Genomic DNA, 17,323 nt, shown 5'->3' on the forward strand with positions numbered 1-17,323 from the left:
GCCGCTTTCAGAAGTCATTCTTTCCGGCGGCCCTTGGCGCTCAAGTATAATACCATATCCCGACACGTTTGGCAACCCCTTTTTTCACTTTTTTCGTTTCTTTTTGCGTCTTTGACTTTTTGACTAGTTTTTTAACTGTAATTTACACGTTCCTTGACGCAGAAGGCTGCAGGGACCTCAGAGGTCATTTTTCTCTATATAATAAGGTATTGTTCTATCCAAACTTCCAGAGAAGTATACACCGCCGTGGATATTACGCCCCGGAATGCAAACACTTTCCTTGCACAGTTTGTCAAGAGCTTTGGCCTCAAATTTTGCTCCAAGATTCTTGGCTCAATTTTGGCGAAACCGCCAAAACACAAAATGTAGTGGTTTCTCCATTGACATATCACTAAATAGTGATATCATAGAATCACATCAATTGAACGCATCCCAAGACTGCTTTGCGGGTGCCTCTTTCGCAAGAGGCACCCGTTTGAACTGTACACAGATAGAACGACGGAGGAACACTATGAAGATCATCAAGCGCAACGGTTCGGAAGTTCCATTTGATATCACCAAGATCATCACTGCGGTCACCAAGGCCAGCGATTCGGTCAGCCGCAAGAGCAGCCTGACCCAGGAGCAGATCCTGTCCATCGCCAACGATGTCACGGAGCAGTGCCAGGCGCTGAACCGTGCCGTGAGCGTGGAAGAGATCCAGGACATGGTGGAGAACAAGCTGATGGACATTCAGGCCCACGATGTAGCCCGCCATTATATCACCTACCGTTATGTGCAGAGCCTGAAGCGCCAGACCAACACCACCGACGAGCGCATCCTCAGCCTGATCGAGTGCCAGAACGAGGAAGTCAAGCAGGAGAACGCCAACAAGAACCCCACCGTGAACAGCGTCCAGCGCGACTATATGGCTGGTGAGATCTCCAAAGACCTGACCGCCCGCCTTCTGCTGGACCCGGAGATCGTCAAGGCACACAACGAGGGCCTGATCCACTTCCACGATTCCGACTACTTTGCGCAGCACATGCACAACTGCGATCTGGTCAACCTGGAAGATATGCTGCAGAACGGCACCGTGATCTCCGGCACCTATATTGAAAAGCCCCACAGCTTTTCCACCGCCTGCAACATTGCCACCCAGATCATTGCGCAGGTGGCATCCAACCAGTACGGCGGCCAGAGCATCAGTCTGACCCATCTGGCTCCCTTTGTGGATGTCTCCCGCAAGAAGATCGCCGCTGAGGTCGAGGCGGAGATGGAAGGGCTGGACGTTACCCCGGAGCGCAAGAAGGAGATCGTGGAGCGCCGCCTGCGCAACGAGATCAACCGCGGTGTCCAGACCATCCAGTATCAGGTCGTGACTCTGATGACCACCAACGGTCAGGCCCCCTTCATCACCGTGTTCATGTATCTGGGAGAAGCCCGCAACGCACAGGAAAAGGCCGACCTTGCCATCATCATCGAGGAGACCATCCGTCAGCGCTATCAGGGCGTGAAGAACGAGGCCGGTGTCTGGATCACCCCCGCCTTCCCCAAGCTGATCTATGTGCTGGAAGAGGACAACATCCGCCCCGGCACTCCTTATTATTACCTGACCGAATTGGCTGCCAAGTGCACTGCCAAGCGGATGGTGCCCGACTACATCTCTGAGAAGAAGATGCTCGAACTCAAGGTGGACAAAAACGGCGAGGGCCATTGCTACACCTGCATGGGCTGCCGCAGCTTCCTGACCCCCTATGTGGACCCCGAGACCGGCAAGCCCAAATACTACGGCCGCTTCAATCAGGGTGTTGTCACCATCAATCTGGTGGATGTAGCCCTTTCCTCCGGCGGCAACTTCGAGAAGTTCTGGAAGATCTTTGACGAGCGTCTGGCTCTCTGCCACAAGGCACTGCAGGCCCGCCATCAGCGCCTGATGGGCACCCCCAGCGATGCCGCCCCCATTCTGTGGCAGTACGGCGCACTGGCCCGCCTGAAGAAGGGCGAGAAGATCGACAAGCTGCTCTTTGGCGGCTACTCCACCATCAGCCTGGGCTACGCCGGTCTGTATGAGTGCGTGAAGTATATGACCGGCAAGAGCCACACCGATGCCGGTGCCAAACCCTTTGCCCTGAGCGTGATGCAGCACATGAACGACAAGTGCACCGAGTGGAAGAAGGCCGAGAACATGGATTACTCCCTCTACGGCACCCCGCTGGAATCCACCACCTACAAGTTTGCCAAGTGCCTGCAGAAGCGGTTCGGCATCGTGCCCGGCATCACCGATAAGAACTATATCACCAACAGTTACCACGTCCATGTTTCGGAGCCCATTGATGCCTTCACCAAGCTCAAGTTTGAGAGCGAGTTCCAGAAGCTGTCCCCGGGCGGTGCCATCAGCTATGTGGAAGTGCCCAACATGCAGGACAATCTGGAGGCCGTGATAAGCGTGCTGCAGTTCATCTATGATAACATCATGTACGCCGAGTTGAACACCAAGTCCGATTACTGCCAGTGCTGCGGCTACGACGGAGAGATCAAGATCGTGGAGGATGACGGCAAGCTGGTGTGGGAGTGCCCCAAGTGCGGCAACCGTGACCAGAACAAGTTGAACGTTGCCCGCCGCACCTGCGGTTATATCGGCACCCAGTTCTGGAACCAGGGCCGGACACAGGAGATCAAGGATCGGGTGCTGCATCTGTAACCCTCTCAGTCAACGCTTCGCATTGACAGCTCCCCCGAGAGGGGGAGCTTTTTATATGGAGTTTTATCTATGAATTACGCAACAATCAAGTATTACGACATTGCCAATGGGCCGGGGGTGCGCACCAGCATCTTTGTTTCGGGCTGCAGGCACCACTGCCCGGGCTGCTTCAACGAGGTAGCATGGGATTTCGGGTACGGTCAGCCTTTCGACAAAGCTGTGCGCAACGAGATCTTTGCATCCTGCCAGCCCGACTATATTGCAGGCATCTCCCTGCTGGGCGGTGAGCCTTTTGAGCCGGAGAATCAGCGGGAACTGCTGCCCTTCGTCCGCAACTTCAGGGCGCTGTACCCGAATAAGAGCGTCTGGTGCTATTCCGGCTACACCTGGGAGCAGCTGACCGGCAGTGTTCCCTGCCCGGCCCGCTGTGAGGTCACCGATGAGCTGCTGAGCCTGCTGGATGTTCTGGTGGACGGCCGCTTTGTGGAAGCCCAGCACGATATCTCCCTGCGCTTCCGGGGCAGCTCCAACCAGCGGCTTCTGGATGTACCCAAGAGCCTTGCCGCAAAGGCCCCCGTCTGGTGGGAGGACGAACAGGTGTTTGCTACCCATAGCATGTAAATCGAGGATGCCCATGAGCTATAAAACAACAAACGACTTAATGCAGCACCTGCGTGACAACGGCATCGCCATCTCCGGCGAAACACAGAAACAGCAGCTTGTCACAACCGGATATTATCATGGCTATAAAGGCTATCGTTTCTTCAAATCTGCCGGTGCGCGCCTGCCTTTTTCCTCTTATCAAGAGCTCTATGCCACCATCCAATATGATTCTGCCCTGAAAGCTCTGTTTTACGGAAAAATGATGTTCATCGAAACTGCTGTCAAGAACATCGCATTGCAGGGCATCCTTGAAAACGCACAATCCGAGAGTATTTCGGATGTTCTGGATCGTGTCGTTTGCAGTTACAACAACTCCCCTGCCAATTTCACCGTTGAACAGAAAAAGCGAGCCCAGCAAAACAAATTGAACCTTCAGCGTTCCATCCAGTCCAGCCTTGCAAACGCCTATGCGAAAGGAAATCCAAAAATCACACATTTTTACAATAATCCAACTTACTCCGGTGTTCCTCTTTGGGCTTTCTTCGAGATCATGACCATGGGAGATTTTGGATACTTGCTTTCTTGTTTGACTTTTCCTGTCCGAAAAGATATTTCCACCCGCATTGGCCTTGATCTTTCCAACGATACATCCTGTGAGCTCTTATTTCGCTACATCTATGCTTTGAAAGATCTCCGAAATGCTATTGCTCACAATGCCGTGGTATTTGATACCCGATTTCGCAATTTTGACCCCACAAAGGCAATGAAAGCCTGTCTCCGTTCTGCGATTCAGCTTCCGTATGTCAATTTCAAAACCATCGGAGATTATGTCATTCTGATGTCCTATTATCTGAAGCTATTGCAGATGCCAAATTCCGAAATCCTTAAGTTCATTGAAGAATTTGAGCATATCACAGAAACCTATCGCTCTGAAGTCAACCCTGCCGTCGCTTCAATTGTCATTCATCCCGACCTGACGAAACGGATGGAAATTTTGAAAAATTATATTTAACAGTTGCATTTTTTCAACAGCTGCGATATAATATTCTTACTAATTGGGGTATATGTTCTCAGGGACATATACTTGAGGGAACTGGAGCGATTCAGTTCCCTTTTATTTTTACAAAAAGCGTCCCGTTTTCCACCCTGCCTGCACTGGCCGTGGAAAACGGGACGCTTTATTTGTTCTTTTATCTCCAATTCACCGTGTGCCAACGGTTTCTTCGATCACACTGAGGAACTCCTGCCCATAGCGGGCGGCCTTTTTCTCGCCCACACCGGGGATATTGAGCAGTTCCTCCACGCTCAGGGGCTTTTTCAGTGCCATCTGGCGGAGGGTGGAATCGTTGAACACCATATAGGCAGGGAGCTTCTGCTTTGCGGCCAGCCGCTTGCGCAGGGCATAGAGGGCCGCCAGCAGCTTCTCGTCCGCTTCGCTGAGGGCATCCTCGTCGGCACGGCGGCGGGAGGCCGAGGCCAGCCGCTTCGCACTGGCCGCGGCACGCTGGCGGGCTTGTGCCGCCTGCTCCTCCACCTGTTCGGCGGCCTGTGCTGCCAGCAGACAGTTGGAACAGTTCTCGCACTTCTGGGGCGCGGCCTCGCCGAAGTAGCTCAGCAGATACCCCCGCAGGCAGCGCGGCGTGGTGGAGTAGAAGGTCATGTACTTGAGCCGTTCCTCTGCCTTGCGTGCCGCTTCGGCCTTGACATCCGCAGGCAGGCCGTTGTCAGCCTCCATCTCCTTGTCGATGAAGAACCGGATGGTGCGCACATCGGTGCCGGAATAGAGCAGGGTGCAGCGGGCTGGCTCCCCGTCACGGCCCGCGCGGCCCGCCTCCTGATAATAGCTCTCCAGATCCTTGGGCATATTATAATGGATGACGAACCGGACGTTTGGCTTATCGATGCCCATGCCGAAGGCATTGGTCGCCACCATGATCTGCACCCGGTCATAGAGGAAATCGTCCTGATTCTGCCGCCGGGTATCCGCATCCAGTTTGGCGTGGTAGGCTGCCGCACGGATGCCCCGGCTCTGCAGCAGGCGGGTGGTCTCGTCCACCTGCCGGGTGGTACTGCAATAGATGATGCCCGCATTGTCCCGCTCCCTGAGTACAAGTTCGAGCAGAACTTTGGGCTTCTCGCTGGGCAGGGCCCTGCGGGTGGCAAAATAGAGGTTGGGCCGGTCGAAGCTGGTGGTCACCTCGTAGGGGGTGTGGAGTTCCAGATGGGTGCGGATGTCCTCCCGCACATGGGCCGTGGCGGTGGCCGTAAAGGCTCCCACCACCGGGCGCTTGGGCAGGCTGTCCACAAACGCCTTGATGCGCAGGTAGCTGGGGCGGAAGTCCTGCCCCCACTGGCTGATGCAGTGGGCCTCGTCCACCGTGACCATGCTGATCTCCCGCTCCTGCGCAAACCGTTGGAAACCCGGCATCTCCAGCCGCTCCGGAGCCACATAGATGATCTTATACCACCCCTCCCGGGCGCGGCGGAGCATCAGGGCCTTCTGGTTGTCCGTCAGGCTGTTGTTCAGGAAAGCTGCCGCCACACCGGCCTGTACCAGCGCCCCCACCTGATCCTTCATCAGGCTCACCAGCGGCGAGACCACGATGGTGATGCCCGGCAGCAGCAGGGCCGGCACCTGATAGCAGATGGACTTGCCCGCACCTGTGGGCATCACGGCCAGCACATCCTGCCCGGCCAGCAGGCGGGAGACGATCTCCTCCTGACCCGGGCGGAAGCTGTCGTAGCCAAAGACTTTTTTCAGAATACTATGCGGACTTTCCATGGTTCCTCCTATCCATACAAAACCTCTCCGTCATTGCCCTGCCATGCCGTCTCTCCTGTACGGGGAAGCGGACGCGCTTGCGGCCTGAGCGGTCTGTAACCCAATCAGTATACCACAACTCCCCGGATAATTGTAAAACATCTCTGACATTTCCCACGTTCGATAGCATTTCCTGCACAAAAATGCTATAATATGGGTACATATCTCCATCCCGGCCCCTGCCTTGCGCATCTGCCGGAAAAAAGCAAAGGAGTATTTTGTATGGCTCAGAAATTGATCACCTTCGCCGTCCCGTGCTACAACTCGGCGGCATATATGCGCCACTGCATCGAGACCCTGCTCTCCGCCGGGGAGCAGGCCGAAATCATCCTGGTGGACGATGGTTCCACCAAGGATGACACCCCCGCCATCTGCGACGAGTACGCCGCCAAATATCCCACCATCGTCAAGGCCATCCATCAGGAGAACGGCGGCCACGGCGAGGGCGTGAATCAGGGCATCCGCAACGCCACCGGCCTGTATTACAAGGTAGTGGACAGCGACGACTGGCTGGACGAAGCAGCCCTCAGGACCGTGCTGGCCAAGCTGAACACGCTGACTGCCCGGGGCACCGCGCCTGACCTGATGATCTGCAACTATGTCTACGAGCATGTGGAGGACAACACCAGCCACACCGTGCGCTACACCAATGTGTTCCCCCAGAACCGGCTGTTCAGCTGGACGCATGTCGGCCACTTCCGGCCCGACCAGAACCTGCTGATGCACTCGGTGATGTACCGCACGCAGGTGCTGCGGGACTGCGGCATGGTGCTGCCCAAGCACACCTTCTATGTGGACAACATCTTTGTCTACCAGCCCCTGCCCTTTGTCAAGAGCATGTACTATATGGATCTGGACCTGTACCGCTACTTCATCGGCCGGGCCGACCAGAGCGTGAACGAAAGTGTAATGGTCAAGCGGGTGGACCAGCAGCTGCGGGTGACCCGCCACATGATCGACTGCCAGGACCTGGATGCCCTTAAGGGCCAGAAGAAGCTGCGCAGCTATATGCTGCACTACCTCTCCATGATGATGGCCATCAGCGACATCTTCCTTCTGCTGGACGGCAGTGCCGCTGCCAAGCAGAAGGAGAACGAACTGTGGGCCTACCTCAAGGCACACACCAGTGCCGGGGTCTACCGCTCCATCCGCTACGGCTTTGGCGGCGTGACCAACCTGAAGATCCCCAAGGGCGACAAGCTCGTGCTGGGCGGTTACCGCCTTGCACAGAAGATTTTTAAATTCAATTAACAAATGTTGCTTTTCCTCCTCAGATAAAATATACTTTTTAACGTATCTTAATTCCTGAGGAGGATCTTGTTTTATGGAGCAATTGCTCATTTGCATGTCTCTTTCGCTCATTGCAGGCCTGTTGGCATCCCGTGCAGCGAAAGCGGTCCGTCTGCCGGCTGTCACCTCTTATCTGGTGGCGGGGCTTCTGCTGGGCCCCTTCTTTCTGGGTCGGCTGGGCCTGAGCGGCTGGGGCTTCGGCTTCGGGAGCCTTGCACAGGTCGAGAGCTACGGCATCATCACACAAGTGGCACTGGGCTTCATCGCCTTTGTCATCGGCAACGAGTTCCGGCTCAGCGCGTTGGAGAGCATGGGCAGGCAGGCGGTCACTGTGGGCATCCTGCAGGCCGTTATCACCACCGTGCTGGTGGATATCGCTCTGGTGGCCCTGCACTTTGCCCGGCCGGATGTCATCTCAATGGCATCGGCCATCACGCTGGGTTCCATCGCCTCTGCCACAGCCCCTGCCGCCACCCTGATGGTGGTCAAGCAGTACAAGGCAAGCGGCCCCCTGACCCGCCTGCTGCTGATGGTGGTCGCCATTGATGATGCCGTGGGTCTGGTGCTCTTCTCAGCCTCTTTCGGCATCGCAAACGCGCTGGAACAAGGCCGCATCGACCCCATCAGCATCCTTCTGGAGCCTCTGGTGGAGATCGTACTCAGCCTGGGTCTGGGCGCGCTGGCCGGTCTGCTGCTCAACCAGCTGGAGATCTACTTCCACTCCCGCTCCAAGCGCATGAGCCTTTCGGTGGCCTTTGTGCTGCTGACGGTAGGCCTTTCCATGGTCAGCTTTGAGGTCGGCCCCATCCACTGCAACTTCTCGCTGCTGCTGGTCTGCATGATGACCGGCACCGTGTTCTGCAACATCTGCCCCACTTCCGATGAGCTGATGGACCGCCTGGACCGCTGGGTAAGCCCGGTGAACATCCTGTTCTTCGTGCTGTCCGGCGCGGAGCTGGACCTGAACATCCTCGCCAACCCCATGGTCCTGCTCATTGGTGCCGCCTATATCGCTTCCCGCTCTCTGGGCAAGATCTCCGGCTCCTATGTCAGCTGCAAGGCCACCCGCTGCAGCGAGAAGATCCAGAAGTATCTGGGCATCACCCTGCTGCCGCAGGCCGGTGTGGCGCTGGGCATGGCCGCCGAAGCTGCCGAGCTTTCCGACGGCCACATGGTGCGCAACGTGGTGCTCTTCTCGGTGCTGGTGTACGAGCTGGTCGGTCCGACCCTGGCCAAGCTCAGCCTGACCGCCGCAGGCGAGATCATTCCCGAGGGCCGCACGAGCGCCCGTACCACCAACAAGCCGGAGGAGCCAGTGTCTGTTAAGTAGTCATCGGCTTCCCTATCTAAGAAATTAACGACAAAAGCCTCCCCTGCAGCGCTATTCTTCTGCACAGGGAGGTTTTGTTCTGTCCGGAAATGTGTTTTCTTTTACCAGATGGGAAAATGCCGTTTCCTCAGGCTGATCTTCCGCGTTTCGTCATCATATTCCGCCTGCCACACCTCCAGTTCCTTCGGGTCCCGCCCTGCTTCCTCCATAGATTTTCGCAAGGTTCGGAAAATCTGCATCTTATCAGCTTCCGATGTCTTGATACCAAAGATCACGCCCTCCAGGATTGCTGGGTCGTATCCCACATAGCGCTCTGCCTCCGTGTGCTGATGAAAACTGTCATTCATAAGCAGTCGATATTCCTGTTCATGGCTCCAGGCAGGAAGCTTCGTCAAATATTTCTCCTGCTGGTCTTTCCAATACTGCACCCGCCACGCATCCTTGTCGTAAAGTTCTAGAATCCGGCTTCGTTCACCTTTGGACGAAACCATCCAGGATTCAATCTGCGAAAAAGTCAGCCGTCCCAATGATTCAAAAAAGTTGCGCTTTACCTGCTCGTCCGTATAACGAACTGGGTAGACCGGGTCATCCCGAAAACCGCAGGAATATCCGCTACTTGAACTCCAGCTTTCGGCTGTTTTTACACGAAGAGTCTGCTTTCCATTTTCTTCGTTGGCACGGTAGACTAGACAGACACCGCAGTGATTTTGCGCATAATTTCCCCACATGGCCGAGTTTGTTCCGTCGGTGGAAAAGCACATCATAAACATTCTGGGGTAGGGCAGTTCCTGCAGACCAGCAATATAAAGGGCCGGAAATCCCAGCCTCACCTTCAGCCAGAGCCTCCGCTTCCGGGCATTTGGTTCGTTTGCCTCGATCTCCTGTTCCAGTTTCAGAAAACTGCTTTCCAGTGTTTCTTCATAAACCTCAAAAGCTGCCTTCATCATTTTTATCAGCGGACTTTCAAGATTTCCAAAGCCTCCCATCTTTTCCCAGTCGGCCTTTTCGCTGATTGACACCACCGGCCCGCCCTGCTCCCCTGGCAACGTTTTCCGTTTGTGCATGTCGTCCAGACAAATTTTGATTGCATCCTCATGGCAGAGCCGCAAAATTTGCCTCAAGCGGTGGGCATTCATTTCGGTCTCCGTATTTCCTAGATCTACTATCAGCTTCTGCACCAATGCTGTCTGTACAAAACGATCCGATAATTCTTTCCAGACCTGCCCCAGCGGAACATCATCAAAGCAGTGAATATCCGGAATAACTGCCCTCTCTGCCAAAAGTTCCTCGCTTGCATTCAATTGAATGCCAACTACAGCATAGTATACACTGCAGATATAGTTCCGGAACAGTCCCTCCCACGCCGGACAATCGCCTTTCCAGTAAATCTGAGCATAGCCCTCCAAGGGATCATTCAATTCGTTCCGGTCCGCATAGCGGAATGTACGGCACTCGATCTCCTTTCGTGCGCTTTCCACTGATCGGTAGTGATACAAGTTCATTCTTCTCTCCTCCTTCAAAGAACAAAGATCCCGGAGGGCGTTTCTGCCCTCCGGGATCTTTACTTATTTCAGCACGATCTCATCGTTCTCAGCATCCACGGTCAGGGTGGAGCCGGAAACAAGGGTACCGTCGATGATCTTTTCAGCGGCGGGGTCCTCCACAGCCTTGCGGATGGTGCGGCGCAGGTCGCGGGCACCAAACTTGCCGCCCTGGCTCTTGTGCACCAGCGCTGCCAGTGCCGCCGGGGTATAGCTGTAGGCAATGCCCTTGGCCTCCATGCTGGGCTTGTACTCGTCCAGCATCAGGGCGGCAATGCCCTGCAGGGTCTCCTCGCTCAGCGGCTTGAAGGTGATGACCTCATCTACGCGGCCCAAAAACTCAGGGCGGAGGAACTGGCTCAGTGCCTTGCGGCTCTTTTCCTCGTTCCGCTCCTCCTCGCTGCGGTTGAAGCCCAGACTTGCGGTGGTCTGGTCGCTGCTGCCCGCATTGGAGGTCATGCAGATGACGGTGTTGGAGAAATCCACGGTGCGGCCCTGGGCATCGTTGATCTTGCCCTCGTCCAGGATCTGCAGCAGGATATTCATCACATCGGGGTGGGCCTTTTCGATCTCATCGAACAGCACCACGCTGTATGGGCGGCGGCGGACCTTTTCGGTCAGCTGACCCGCCTCCTCGTAGCCCACATAGCCCGGAGGGGAACCGATCATGCGGGACACCGCGTACTTCTCCATATACTCGCTCATATCCAGCCGGATCAGGGGGTCGGGGCCGTCAAAGAGCTGGTTTGCCAGCTGCTTCACCAGCTCCGTCTTGCCCACGCCGGTGGGGCCCACAAAGATGAAGCTGGCCGGACGGCGGCGGCCCGAAAGGTCGGCGCGGCTGCGCTTGACCGCCTGCGCCACCAGATGCACGGCATCGTCCTGACCGATGATCTTCTTTTTCAGCTCGGTCTCAAGGCTGGCGAGCTTTGCATACTCGGTCTCCCGGATCTTCACCGCCGGGATACCCGTCCACAGCTCAATGACCTTGGCCACATCGTCCATGGTCACCTGGATCTCCCCGGCCGCGGCCTGCTTGGCGGGCAATTCCCGCTCCAGCTGCGCCATCCGGGTCTTGCGCTCTGCCACACGCTCGTAATCGATGGGCTCGTTCACATCGGCGTTTTCCATGTCGGCCTCTTCCTGCTTGAGGGCCTCCAGTTCCTTCTGCATGGTCAGGTACTCGGAGATGACCGGGTGGGCCAGATTGCAGCAGGCACAGGCCTCGTCCAGCAGGTCGATGGCCTTGTCGGGCAGGTAGCGGTCGGTGATATACCGTTCGCTCAGGGTCACGGTGGCGTTCAGCACATCGGCGGGCACCTGCACATGGTGGTGCTCCTCGTAGTAGTGCTTGATGCCGCCCATCACGGCCAGCGTATCAGCGACGCTGGGCTCCTCCACCCGCACGGGCTGGAACCGGCGCTCCAGCGCCTGGTCCTTCTCGATATACTTGCGGTACTCGTTGAAGGTGGTGGCACCGATGACCTGGATCTCGCCACGGGAGAGGGCGGGCTTCAGGATGTTGCCCGCATTCATGGCACCCTCGCTCTCACCGGCAGAGGTAATGGTGTGGATCTCGTCAATGAACAGGATGACGTTGCCCGCCGCCTTGACCTCGCTCAGCAGGCCCTTGACCCGCTGCTCAAACTGGCCGCGGAACTGGGTGCCTGCCACAAGGCTGGTCAGGTCGAGCAGGAAGATCTCCTTATCCTGCAGCCCTGCCGGCACCTGCCCCTTGGCAATGCGCTCGGCAATGCCCTCGGCAATGGCGGTCTTGCCAACGCCCGCCTCACCAATGAGGCAGGGGTTGTTCTTCTGGCGGCGGCTCAGGATCTGGATGGTGCGGTAGATCTCCCGGTCGCGGCCGATGATATCATCCAGCTTCCCCTCCCGGGCTTTGCGGGTCAGGTTCTCGCAGTAGGTATCCAAAAACTTGCGGCGGGGCGGCTTTTTGTCGTTTTTGCCCGCCTTCTTTTCGTTTTTGCCGTTCTGGGCACCGCCGTTCACCCCCAGCGGGAAGGTGGCGCTGGAGCCGGGCACAAGGTCGCCGTCCTCCTCGCTCTGGTCCGGCTGGCCCATGCCCATCATCATGGAGAAGGGGTTCATGTTGCTCATGTCCCCCATCTCCTGCATCATGTTTTCCATCCGGTCTTCCATGGCATCCATGTCCTCGTCGGACATGCCGAACTGCTTCATCAGATCATCGACCGGTTTGATGTGCATCTCCCGGGCACAGTGCAGGCAGTACCCCTCGTTTTTCATCTGGCCATTTTCCATCCGCTGGACAAAAATAATGGCAGGCCGCTTCTGGCATCGAATGCAGACCATTGTTCCTCCTTTTCCCTCCCCGCTCAGACAAACGGGTTGAACACATTGAATACTTTTCAGACAAACGGGTTGAACACATTGAATACTTTATAGTAAAGGCTGCCGCTCATCACCGTGTCGTTGAGCATGGTGAGGTTGCCGCCGGTGATCACAATGAGCGCCCAGACCACGCAGAGCACCAGATAGATGTCCACAAGGCTGGCAATGCCGCCCACGCCCCAGCCCAGCCAGTGGTTCACTGCACCGATCACGGGCAGCTTGTTCACCAGCCCCAGCACTGTGACCAGCAGGCTGACCAGCATCCGCAGCAGGGCAAACGCCACAAAGAACAGCACCAGCGAGATCACCGGGGTCAGCAGCGGAGCCAGCACCTTCTGGACGATGGTATCCGCCAGCACAACGGCGTTGTCATTGAGGACGGCAGAGATGGAGCGCTCGCAGGCATCCACGATGGATGCCCGGAACGCCTCGGGCAGAAAGCCCGCGTACCGCTGGGCAATGCCATCCAGACTGACGGCTCCCCCGGCGGCGATATTGGCAGCAATCTGGTCCCGGAAGCTTCCGGCGAGGAAGCGCTCGAACACCTGCCCGGCTGCCCAGCCTGAAAAGGCTTTGGCACCGAACAGGCTGATGAGGCTGCCCGTCAGCTGCACCACCGAGGCCAGAAAGCCTTTGCGGGCATACCGGACGGCCAGCACCAGCCAGACCACCGTACATAGGATATCAAAAATAAATGACGGATTCTTGAACATACGTTTAACCTTATTCCGAACTGGCTCACCCTCTCAGTCACGACTGCCGTCGTGCCAGCTCCCCCAAAGTGGGAGCCAACGCTTCTGACAGGGGAAGCTACAAAATAGATTGCACTCTTTTTCCTCAAAGCCGCAATTGCCTCTCCCTTTGGGAGAGGTAGCAATGCGCAAGCATTGACGGAGAGGGTTATTCAGCGGGTGCTTCCAACTTCTGCACCGTGTTGCCGCTGAACAGCAGCAGATCCTTGCTGTTGGCCAGCAATGCCTGCGGGCTGGTGTCAAGGTTCTGGCTCCACTGCTGGGTGCCGGACGCATCAAAACACTCCACGGCGTTATCGGCCAGCAGATAGAACAGGTTCCCCGCCCGGACAATGGAATTTGCCGCCGAGACAGCGGCGCTGAACTGGACGTTCAGGTTTTTGTCCAGCGTCACAGCCTGAGAGACCTGCCCCGATGCCAGCAGCAGGGCCACATTGCCTGCCGCGTCCACCGAAACATCTTTCAGCTCCGTGCCCGCAAAATCATAGACCGCACGCTCGCCGCCGCCCGCATTGTAGAGCACGGCCCTGGTATCGTAGACAGCCAGGATCGTGGAAGCAGAGGTCCACCCCAGCCACTGGGGCACACCGCCCTGATTCACCAGACTGACGGGATCGCCCGATGCCAGATTGATGAGGTAGAGGTTGGTCATCACCTGTCCCCCGCTGACGGTGACGGCTGCCGCCGCCAGCTTCCGGCTGTCGGGGGAAAAGGCCATCCGCAGGGGGGTGCCGTCGTTGGAGGTCATGCTCCAGCTGAGCTGCTGCTCCATGGAGGGGCTGTATACCAGCAGCTTTGCCATGCTGGTCTGGTCCTCCGTGACCACGGCCAGCGTGCCGTTGTCCGACATGGCGCAGAGGAAAATACTGTTTTCCAGCTGCTTGGTGTAAAGGTTCTGGGTGCGGCTCTCCACCCGCAGCTCGTTTCCGGAGCGGTTGTAGAGGACAAAGCGGGTCTTGCCCGCGGCCAGCGCCGGGCGGGCATAGCCGCTCTGGATGCTGTTCAGCTTTTTGCCGGTGCGCGACCAGACCACACAGCCCTCGTCCCCCAGCTCCACAAAGCTGCCGGTCAGGGGGGCCATCTGCTCCAGCTCGGCCACACCGGTCTGCTGGGGCCAACCGGAGCCGGGCAGCAGGGCAATGCGGGCCGTATCGGTCAGGTCCTTCAGGGCCGCCACCGAGCTGCCCGCGATGCCGGTGGCAAACAGCACCACCGCCGTCAGCAGCACCAGCAGCACCGCCGTGCGGCGGATGCGCCTGTTCCGCACACGCTGGCGGGCAGCTTCCAGATATTCGACCCGCCCTTCCGAAAGCGGCTCGTCACTCTCCGGACGGTTGCGATTTTTTCTCATAGGTCGTAGTCCACCTTCTCCAAAAATAGCCCTTTTGCGGGCAGCGTCGGCCCGGCCTGGCTGCGGTCCCGGCTGGCAAGGATGCCGGGGATGGCATCGGGCTGCATCCGGCCCGCGCCCACCTCACACAGGGTGCCTGCCAGAATGCGCACCATGTTATAGAGGTAGCCGTCCGCTGTCACCTCAATGTCCACCTCGTCGCCCTTCCGGGTCACATGGCAGTCGGTGATGGTGCGCACGGTATCTCCGTGGGCAGCAGCAGAGGAGCCCGCCGCGCACAGGGCCAGAAAATCGTGCTTTCCCACAAACTGTTCCGCCGCCCTCTGCATGGCATCCACATCCAGCCGCCGGGGCACCCGGGTGTAATATTTTTCATCAAAAGGCGAATCGATGGGGTGGTTGTGGATGCGGTACAGGTAGGTCTTGGTATGGGCGGCATAGCGGGCGTGGAACTCCTCCGGCACCACCCGGGCGCACAGCACCCGGATATCCGGGGGCAGGTGCTGGTTGATGGCCAACGGCAGCTTTTCGGGGGGGATGCGGGTCTCCGCGTGGAAGTTCAGCGCAAAGCCCAGCGCGTGGACCCCGGCATCGGTGCGGCTGCACCCCTTGATATCGGGGCGGCTGTGGAGCACCGCTTCCAGCCCATCCTGAAAGGTCTGGGCCACGCTCCGCCCGTTGGGCTGCACCTGAAAGCCGCAGTAGTTGGTGCCGTCGTAGGCAAGGGTCAGTAAATAGTTCTGCATGGAACTCCTTCCGTCACGGCTTTGCCGTGCCACCTCTCTCAAAGAGGGAGGCTATAAGGCCCCCTCCTCGAGGGGGCTGTCGCCGCAGGCGACTGGGGGAGTTTTTAAAAATTCGGGAACACCAGTCTCGAGCTCAGGATCACCATAAAGCAGACGATGCACACCGCCAGATCGATATAATCCTGCCGGGTGCAGCGCAGCACCTTCAGGCGGGTGCGGCCATCACCGCCGCGGTAGCAGCGGCACTCCATGGCCATGGCCAGCTCATCGGCGCGGCGGAAGGCCGAAATGAACAGCGGGATGAGCACCGGCACCAGCGCCTTGACACGCTCCATCATGGAGCCGTTGTCCAGCATGGCACCGCGGGCTTTCTGGGCGTTCATGATCTTGTCGGTCTCTTCGATCAGGGTCGGGATAAACCGCAGGGCAATGCTCATCATCATAGCCAGCTCATGCACCGGGAAGTGCAGCCTGCCCAAAGGCTTGAGCAGCTGCTCGATGGCATCCGTCAGCACGATGGGGCTGGTGGTATAGGTCAGCAGGCTGGTGCCCGCGATCAGTGCCATCACGCGCACCGCCATCAGGATGGCATAGCGCAGGCCCTCGGCGTAGATGTTCAGCACCCAGAAGTGCACCAGCGGCTCGCCCTCGCCCGAAACAAAGAAGAGGTTGAGCACCGCGGTAAAGAGGATGATGGGCAAAATGGGCTTCAGGCTCTTGGTGATCAGCTTGAAGGGGATCTTCGCCACGCCGTACATGGCCACAAGGAACACAAGGGACAGCGTCAGGCCCAGCGGGTTGGACGCGGCAAACAGCAGGATGATGTAGACGATGGTCAGCACCAGCTTCATGCGGGGGTCGAACTTATGCACAAGGCTGTCGCCCGGGAAGTGCTGGCCGATGGTGATATCTCTCAGCATGTGGCAGCGCCCCCCTTCTTTGCATCCACACGGGGCAGCACAAGGCTTTCGCCTGCGTCCCGGCGCTTCTTGGCTTCCAAAATCATCTTGACGGCATAGGGCACGGTGTAAACATCCGCCGGGACATCCACACCCATCTCCCGCAGCTTGAGGAAGATCTTTGTGACCTGCGGCACGCTCAGGCCCAGCGCCAGCAGCTCGGGCGCACGGGCGAACACGTTCTCCACGGTGTCGTACATGGCGATCTTCTTGTTGCTCATCACCAGCACACGGTCCGCGTACTTGGCAATATCCTCCATGCTGTGGGAGACCAGCAGCACGGTGGTGCCGGTCTTTTTGTGGTACTCCTTGACCTCAGACAGGATCTCGTCCCGGCCCTCGGGGTCCAGACCGGCGGCAGGCTCATCCAGCACCAGAATGCGGGGCTTCATGGCCATCACACCCGCCACGGCCACCCGGCGCTTCTGGCCGCCGGACAGCTCAAAGGGGCTGCGCTGCAGCAGCGCCTCATCCAGGCCAACAAAGTCCGCTGCTTCATGCACTCGCCTGTCGATCTCGGCCTCGTCCAGCCCCATGTTTCTGGGGCCAAAAGCGATATCCTTATAGCAGGTCTCCTCAAACAGCTGGTACTCCGGGTACTGGAACACCAGACCGGTGAGGAAACGGAATTCCCGGATCTTTTCCGGCTCGGCCCACAGGTCACGGCCATCGATGATGATGTGACCGCTGGTGGGCTTGTTCAGGCCGTTCATGTGGGTGATGAGGGTGCTCTTGCCGGAGCCGGTGGCACCGATGATGCCCACAAAATCTCCCTCTTCCACCTCAAAGCTCACGTCATCCAGCGCGGTGACGGCATTGGGCATTCCCGGGTTATAGACATAACTCAGGTGATCTACTTTGATAATGCTTCCCATCTTCC

The 17,323-nt window shown here is 57.7% G+C and carries 13 protein-coding genes; 5 read left to right on the plus strand and 8 right to left on the minus strand.

What is annotated here, in order from left to right:
- The first annotated feature begins 511 nt into the window (after positions 1 to 511).
- The 3 genes from nrdD (at position 512) to J3352_RS10630 (ending at position 4,298) form a co-directional block, all read left to right on the plus strand.
- Positions 512 to 2,683, plus strand: coding sequence for an anaerobic ribonucleoside-triphosphate reductase (nrdD, locus tag J3352_RS10620; protein WP_005934848.1), 2,172 nt, complete (start codon positions 512 to 514; stop codon positions 2,681 to 2,683).
- Positions 2,684 to 2,752: 69 nt separating this feature from the next.
- A complete protein-coding gene (nrdG, locus tag J3352_RS10625) occupies positions 2,753 to 3,304 on the plus strand; it encodes an anaerobic ribonucleoside-triphosphate reductase activating protein (protein WP_005934849.1) in 552 nt (183 codons plus the stop codon).
- A gap of 13 nt (positions 3,305 to 3,317) precedes the next feature.
- Positions 3,318 to 4,298 carry an Abi family protein gene (locus J3352_RS10630; protein ID WP_035394743.1) on the plus strand — a complete coding sequence of 327 codons (981 nt, stop codon included), beginning with the start codon at positions 3,318 to 3,320 and terminating at the stop codon, positions 4,296 to 4,298.
- Positions 4,299 to 4,487: 189 nt separating this feature from the next.
- On the opposite strand, the gene J3352_RS10635 is transcribed toward J3352_RS10630, so the two are convergent.
- Positions 4,488 to 6,068: an ATP-dependent DNA helicase RecQ gene (locus tag J3352_RS10635; RefSeq protein WP_097773281.1), complete on the minus strand. Its 1,581-nt coding sequence runs from the start codon at positions 6,066 to 6,068 to the stop codon at positions 4,488 to 4,490.
- A 261-nt stretch (positions 6,069 to 6,329) separates the two neighbouring features.
- On the opposite strand from J3352_RS10635, the gene J3352_RS10640 reads away from it, so the two are divergent.
- Together J3352_RS10640 and J3352_RS10645 are read left to right on the plus strand one after the other, a co-directional pair.
- Positions 6,330 to 7,358, plus strand: a complete 1,029-nt coding sequence (locus tag J3352_RS10640) for a glycosyltransferase family 2 protein (protein ID WP_005934856.1) — start codon at positions 6,330 to 6,332, stop codon at positions 7,356 to 7,358.
- Between the two features lie 73 nt (positions 7,359 to 7,431).
- Entirely contained in the window at positions 7,432 to 8,727 is a 1,296-nt protein-coding gene (locus tag J3352_RS10645) for a cation:proton antiporter (protein WP_156067029.1), read from the plus strand.
- Positions 8,728 to 8,828: 101 nt separating this feature from the next.
- Here the strand turns inward: J3352_RS10645 and J3352_RS10650 are convergent, their stop codons facing one another.
- The 7 genes from J3352_RS10650 to J3352_RS10680 form a co-directional block, all read right to left on the minus strand.
- Positions 8,829 to 10,229 (minus strand): DUF2971 domain-containing protein, encoded by a 1,401-nt coding sequence (locus J3352_RS10650; RefSeq protein ID WP_156067032.1) that lies wholly within the window; start codon positions 10,227 to 10,229, stop codon positions 8,829 to 8,831.
- A 63-nt stretch (positions 10,230 to 10,292) separates the two neighbouring features.
- Positions 10,293 to 12,596 (minus strand): ATP-dependent Clp protease ATP-binding subunit, encoded by a 2,304-nt coding sequence (locus J3352_RS10655; RefSeq protein ID WP_005934858.1) that lies wholly within the window; start codon positions 12,594 to 12,596, stop codon positions 10,293 to 10,295.
- A 56-nt stretch (positions 12,597 to 12,652) separates the two neighbouring features.
- On the minus strand, positions 12,653 to 13,348 hold the full coding sequence (locus J3352_RS10660; protein WP_005934859.1) for a hypothetical protein: 696 nt from the start codon (positions 13,346 to 13,348) through the stop codon (positions 12,653 to 12,655).
- A 187-nt stretch (positions 13,349 to 13,535) separates the two neighbouring features.
- Complete coding sequence (locus J3352_RS10665; RefSeq protein ID WP_005934860.1) at positions 13,536 to 14,738, minus strand: DUF5711 family protein; 1,203 nt, start codon at positions 14,736 to 14,738, stop codon at positions 13,536 to 13,538.
- Positions 14,735 to 15,484 (minus strand): tRNA pseudouridine(38-40) synthase TruA, encoded by a 750-nt coding sequence (gene truA / locus J3352_RS10670; protein WP_005934861.1) that lies wholly within the window; start codon positions 15,482 to 15,484, stop codon positions 14,735 to 14,737. The genes J3352_RS10665 and truA overlap by 4 nt, the downstream gene beginning before the upstream one ends.
- 104 nt (positions 15,485 to 15,588) lie before the next feature.
- Entirely contained in the window at positions 15,589 to 16,404 is an 816-nt protein-coding gene (locus J3352_RS10675; protein WP_005934862.1) for an energy-coupling factor transporter transmembrane protein EcfT, read from the minus strand.
- A complete protein-coding gene (locus tag J3352_RS10680; RefSeq protein ID WP_005934863.1) occupies positions 16,398 to 17,318 on the minus strand; it encodes an energy-coupling factor transporter ATPase in 921 nt (306 codons plus the stop codon). The genes J3352_RS10675 and J3352_RS10680 overlap by 7 nt, the downstream gene beginning before the upstream one ends.
- Positions 17,319 to 17,323: the final 5 nt, after the last annotated feature.

This window comes from Faecalibacterium sp. Marseille-Q4164 (assembly GCF_017377545.1).
Lineage (GTDB): Bacteria > Bacillota > Clostridia > Oscillospirales > Ruminococcaceae > Faecalibacterium > Faecalibacterium duncaniae.

Excerpts from the sequence above, each read along its gene's own strand:
- nrdD (WP_005934848.1), top strand. The coding sequence starts at position 512 with ATGAAGATCATCAAGCGCAACGGTTCGGAAGTTCCATTTGATATCACC.
- nrdG (WP_005934849.1), top strand. The coding sequence starts at position 2,753 with ATGAATTACGCAACAATCAAGTATTACGACATTGCCAATGGGCCGGGG.
- J3352_RS10630 (WP_035394743.1), top strand. The coding sequence starts at position 3,318 with ATGAGCTATAAAACAACAAACGACTTAATGCAGCACCTGCGTGACAAC.
- J3352_RS10635 (WP_097773281.1), bottom strand. The coding sequence starts at position 6,068 with ATGGAAAGTCCGCATAGTATTCTGAAAAAAGTCTTTGGCTACGACAGC.
- J3352_RS10640 (WP_005934856.1), top strand. The coding sequence starts at position 6,330 with ATGGCTCAGAAATTGATCACCTTCGCCGTCCCGTGCTACAACTCGGCG.
- J3352_RS10645 (WP_156067029.1), top strand. The coding sequence starts at position 7,432 with ATGGAGCAATTGCTCATTTGCATGTCTCTTTCGCTCATTGCAGGCCTG.
- J3352_RS10650 (WP_156067032.1), bottom strand. The coding sequence starts at position 10,229 with ATGAACTTGTATCACTACCGATCAGTGGAAAGCGCACGAAAGGAGATC.
- J3352_RS10655 (WP_005934858.1), bottom strand. The coding sequence starts at position 12,596 with ATGGTCTGCATTCGATGCCAGAAGCGGCCTGCCATTATTTTTGTCCAG.
- J3352_RS10660 (WP_005934859.1), bottom strand. The coding sequence starts at position 13,348 with ATGTTCAAGAATCCGTCATTTATTTTTGATATCCTATGTACGGTGGTC.
- J3352_RS10665 (WP_005934860.1), bottom strand. The coding sequence starts at position 14,738 with ATGAGAAAAAATCGCAACCGTCCGGAGAGTGACGAGCCGCTTTCGGAA.
- truA (WP_005934861.1), bottom strand. The coding sequence starts at position 15,484 with ATGCAGAACTATTTACTGACCCTTGCCTACGACGGCACCAACTACTGC.
- J3352_RS10675 (WP_005934862.1), bottom strand. The coding sequence starts at position 16,404 with ATGCTGAGAGATATCACCATCGGCCAGCACTTCCCGGGCGACAGCCTT.
- J3352_RS10680 (WP_005934863.1), bottom strand. The coding sequence starts at position 17,318 with ATGGGAAGCATTATCAAAGTAGATCACCTGAGTTATGTCTATAACCCG.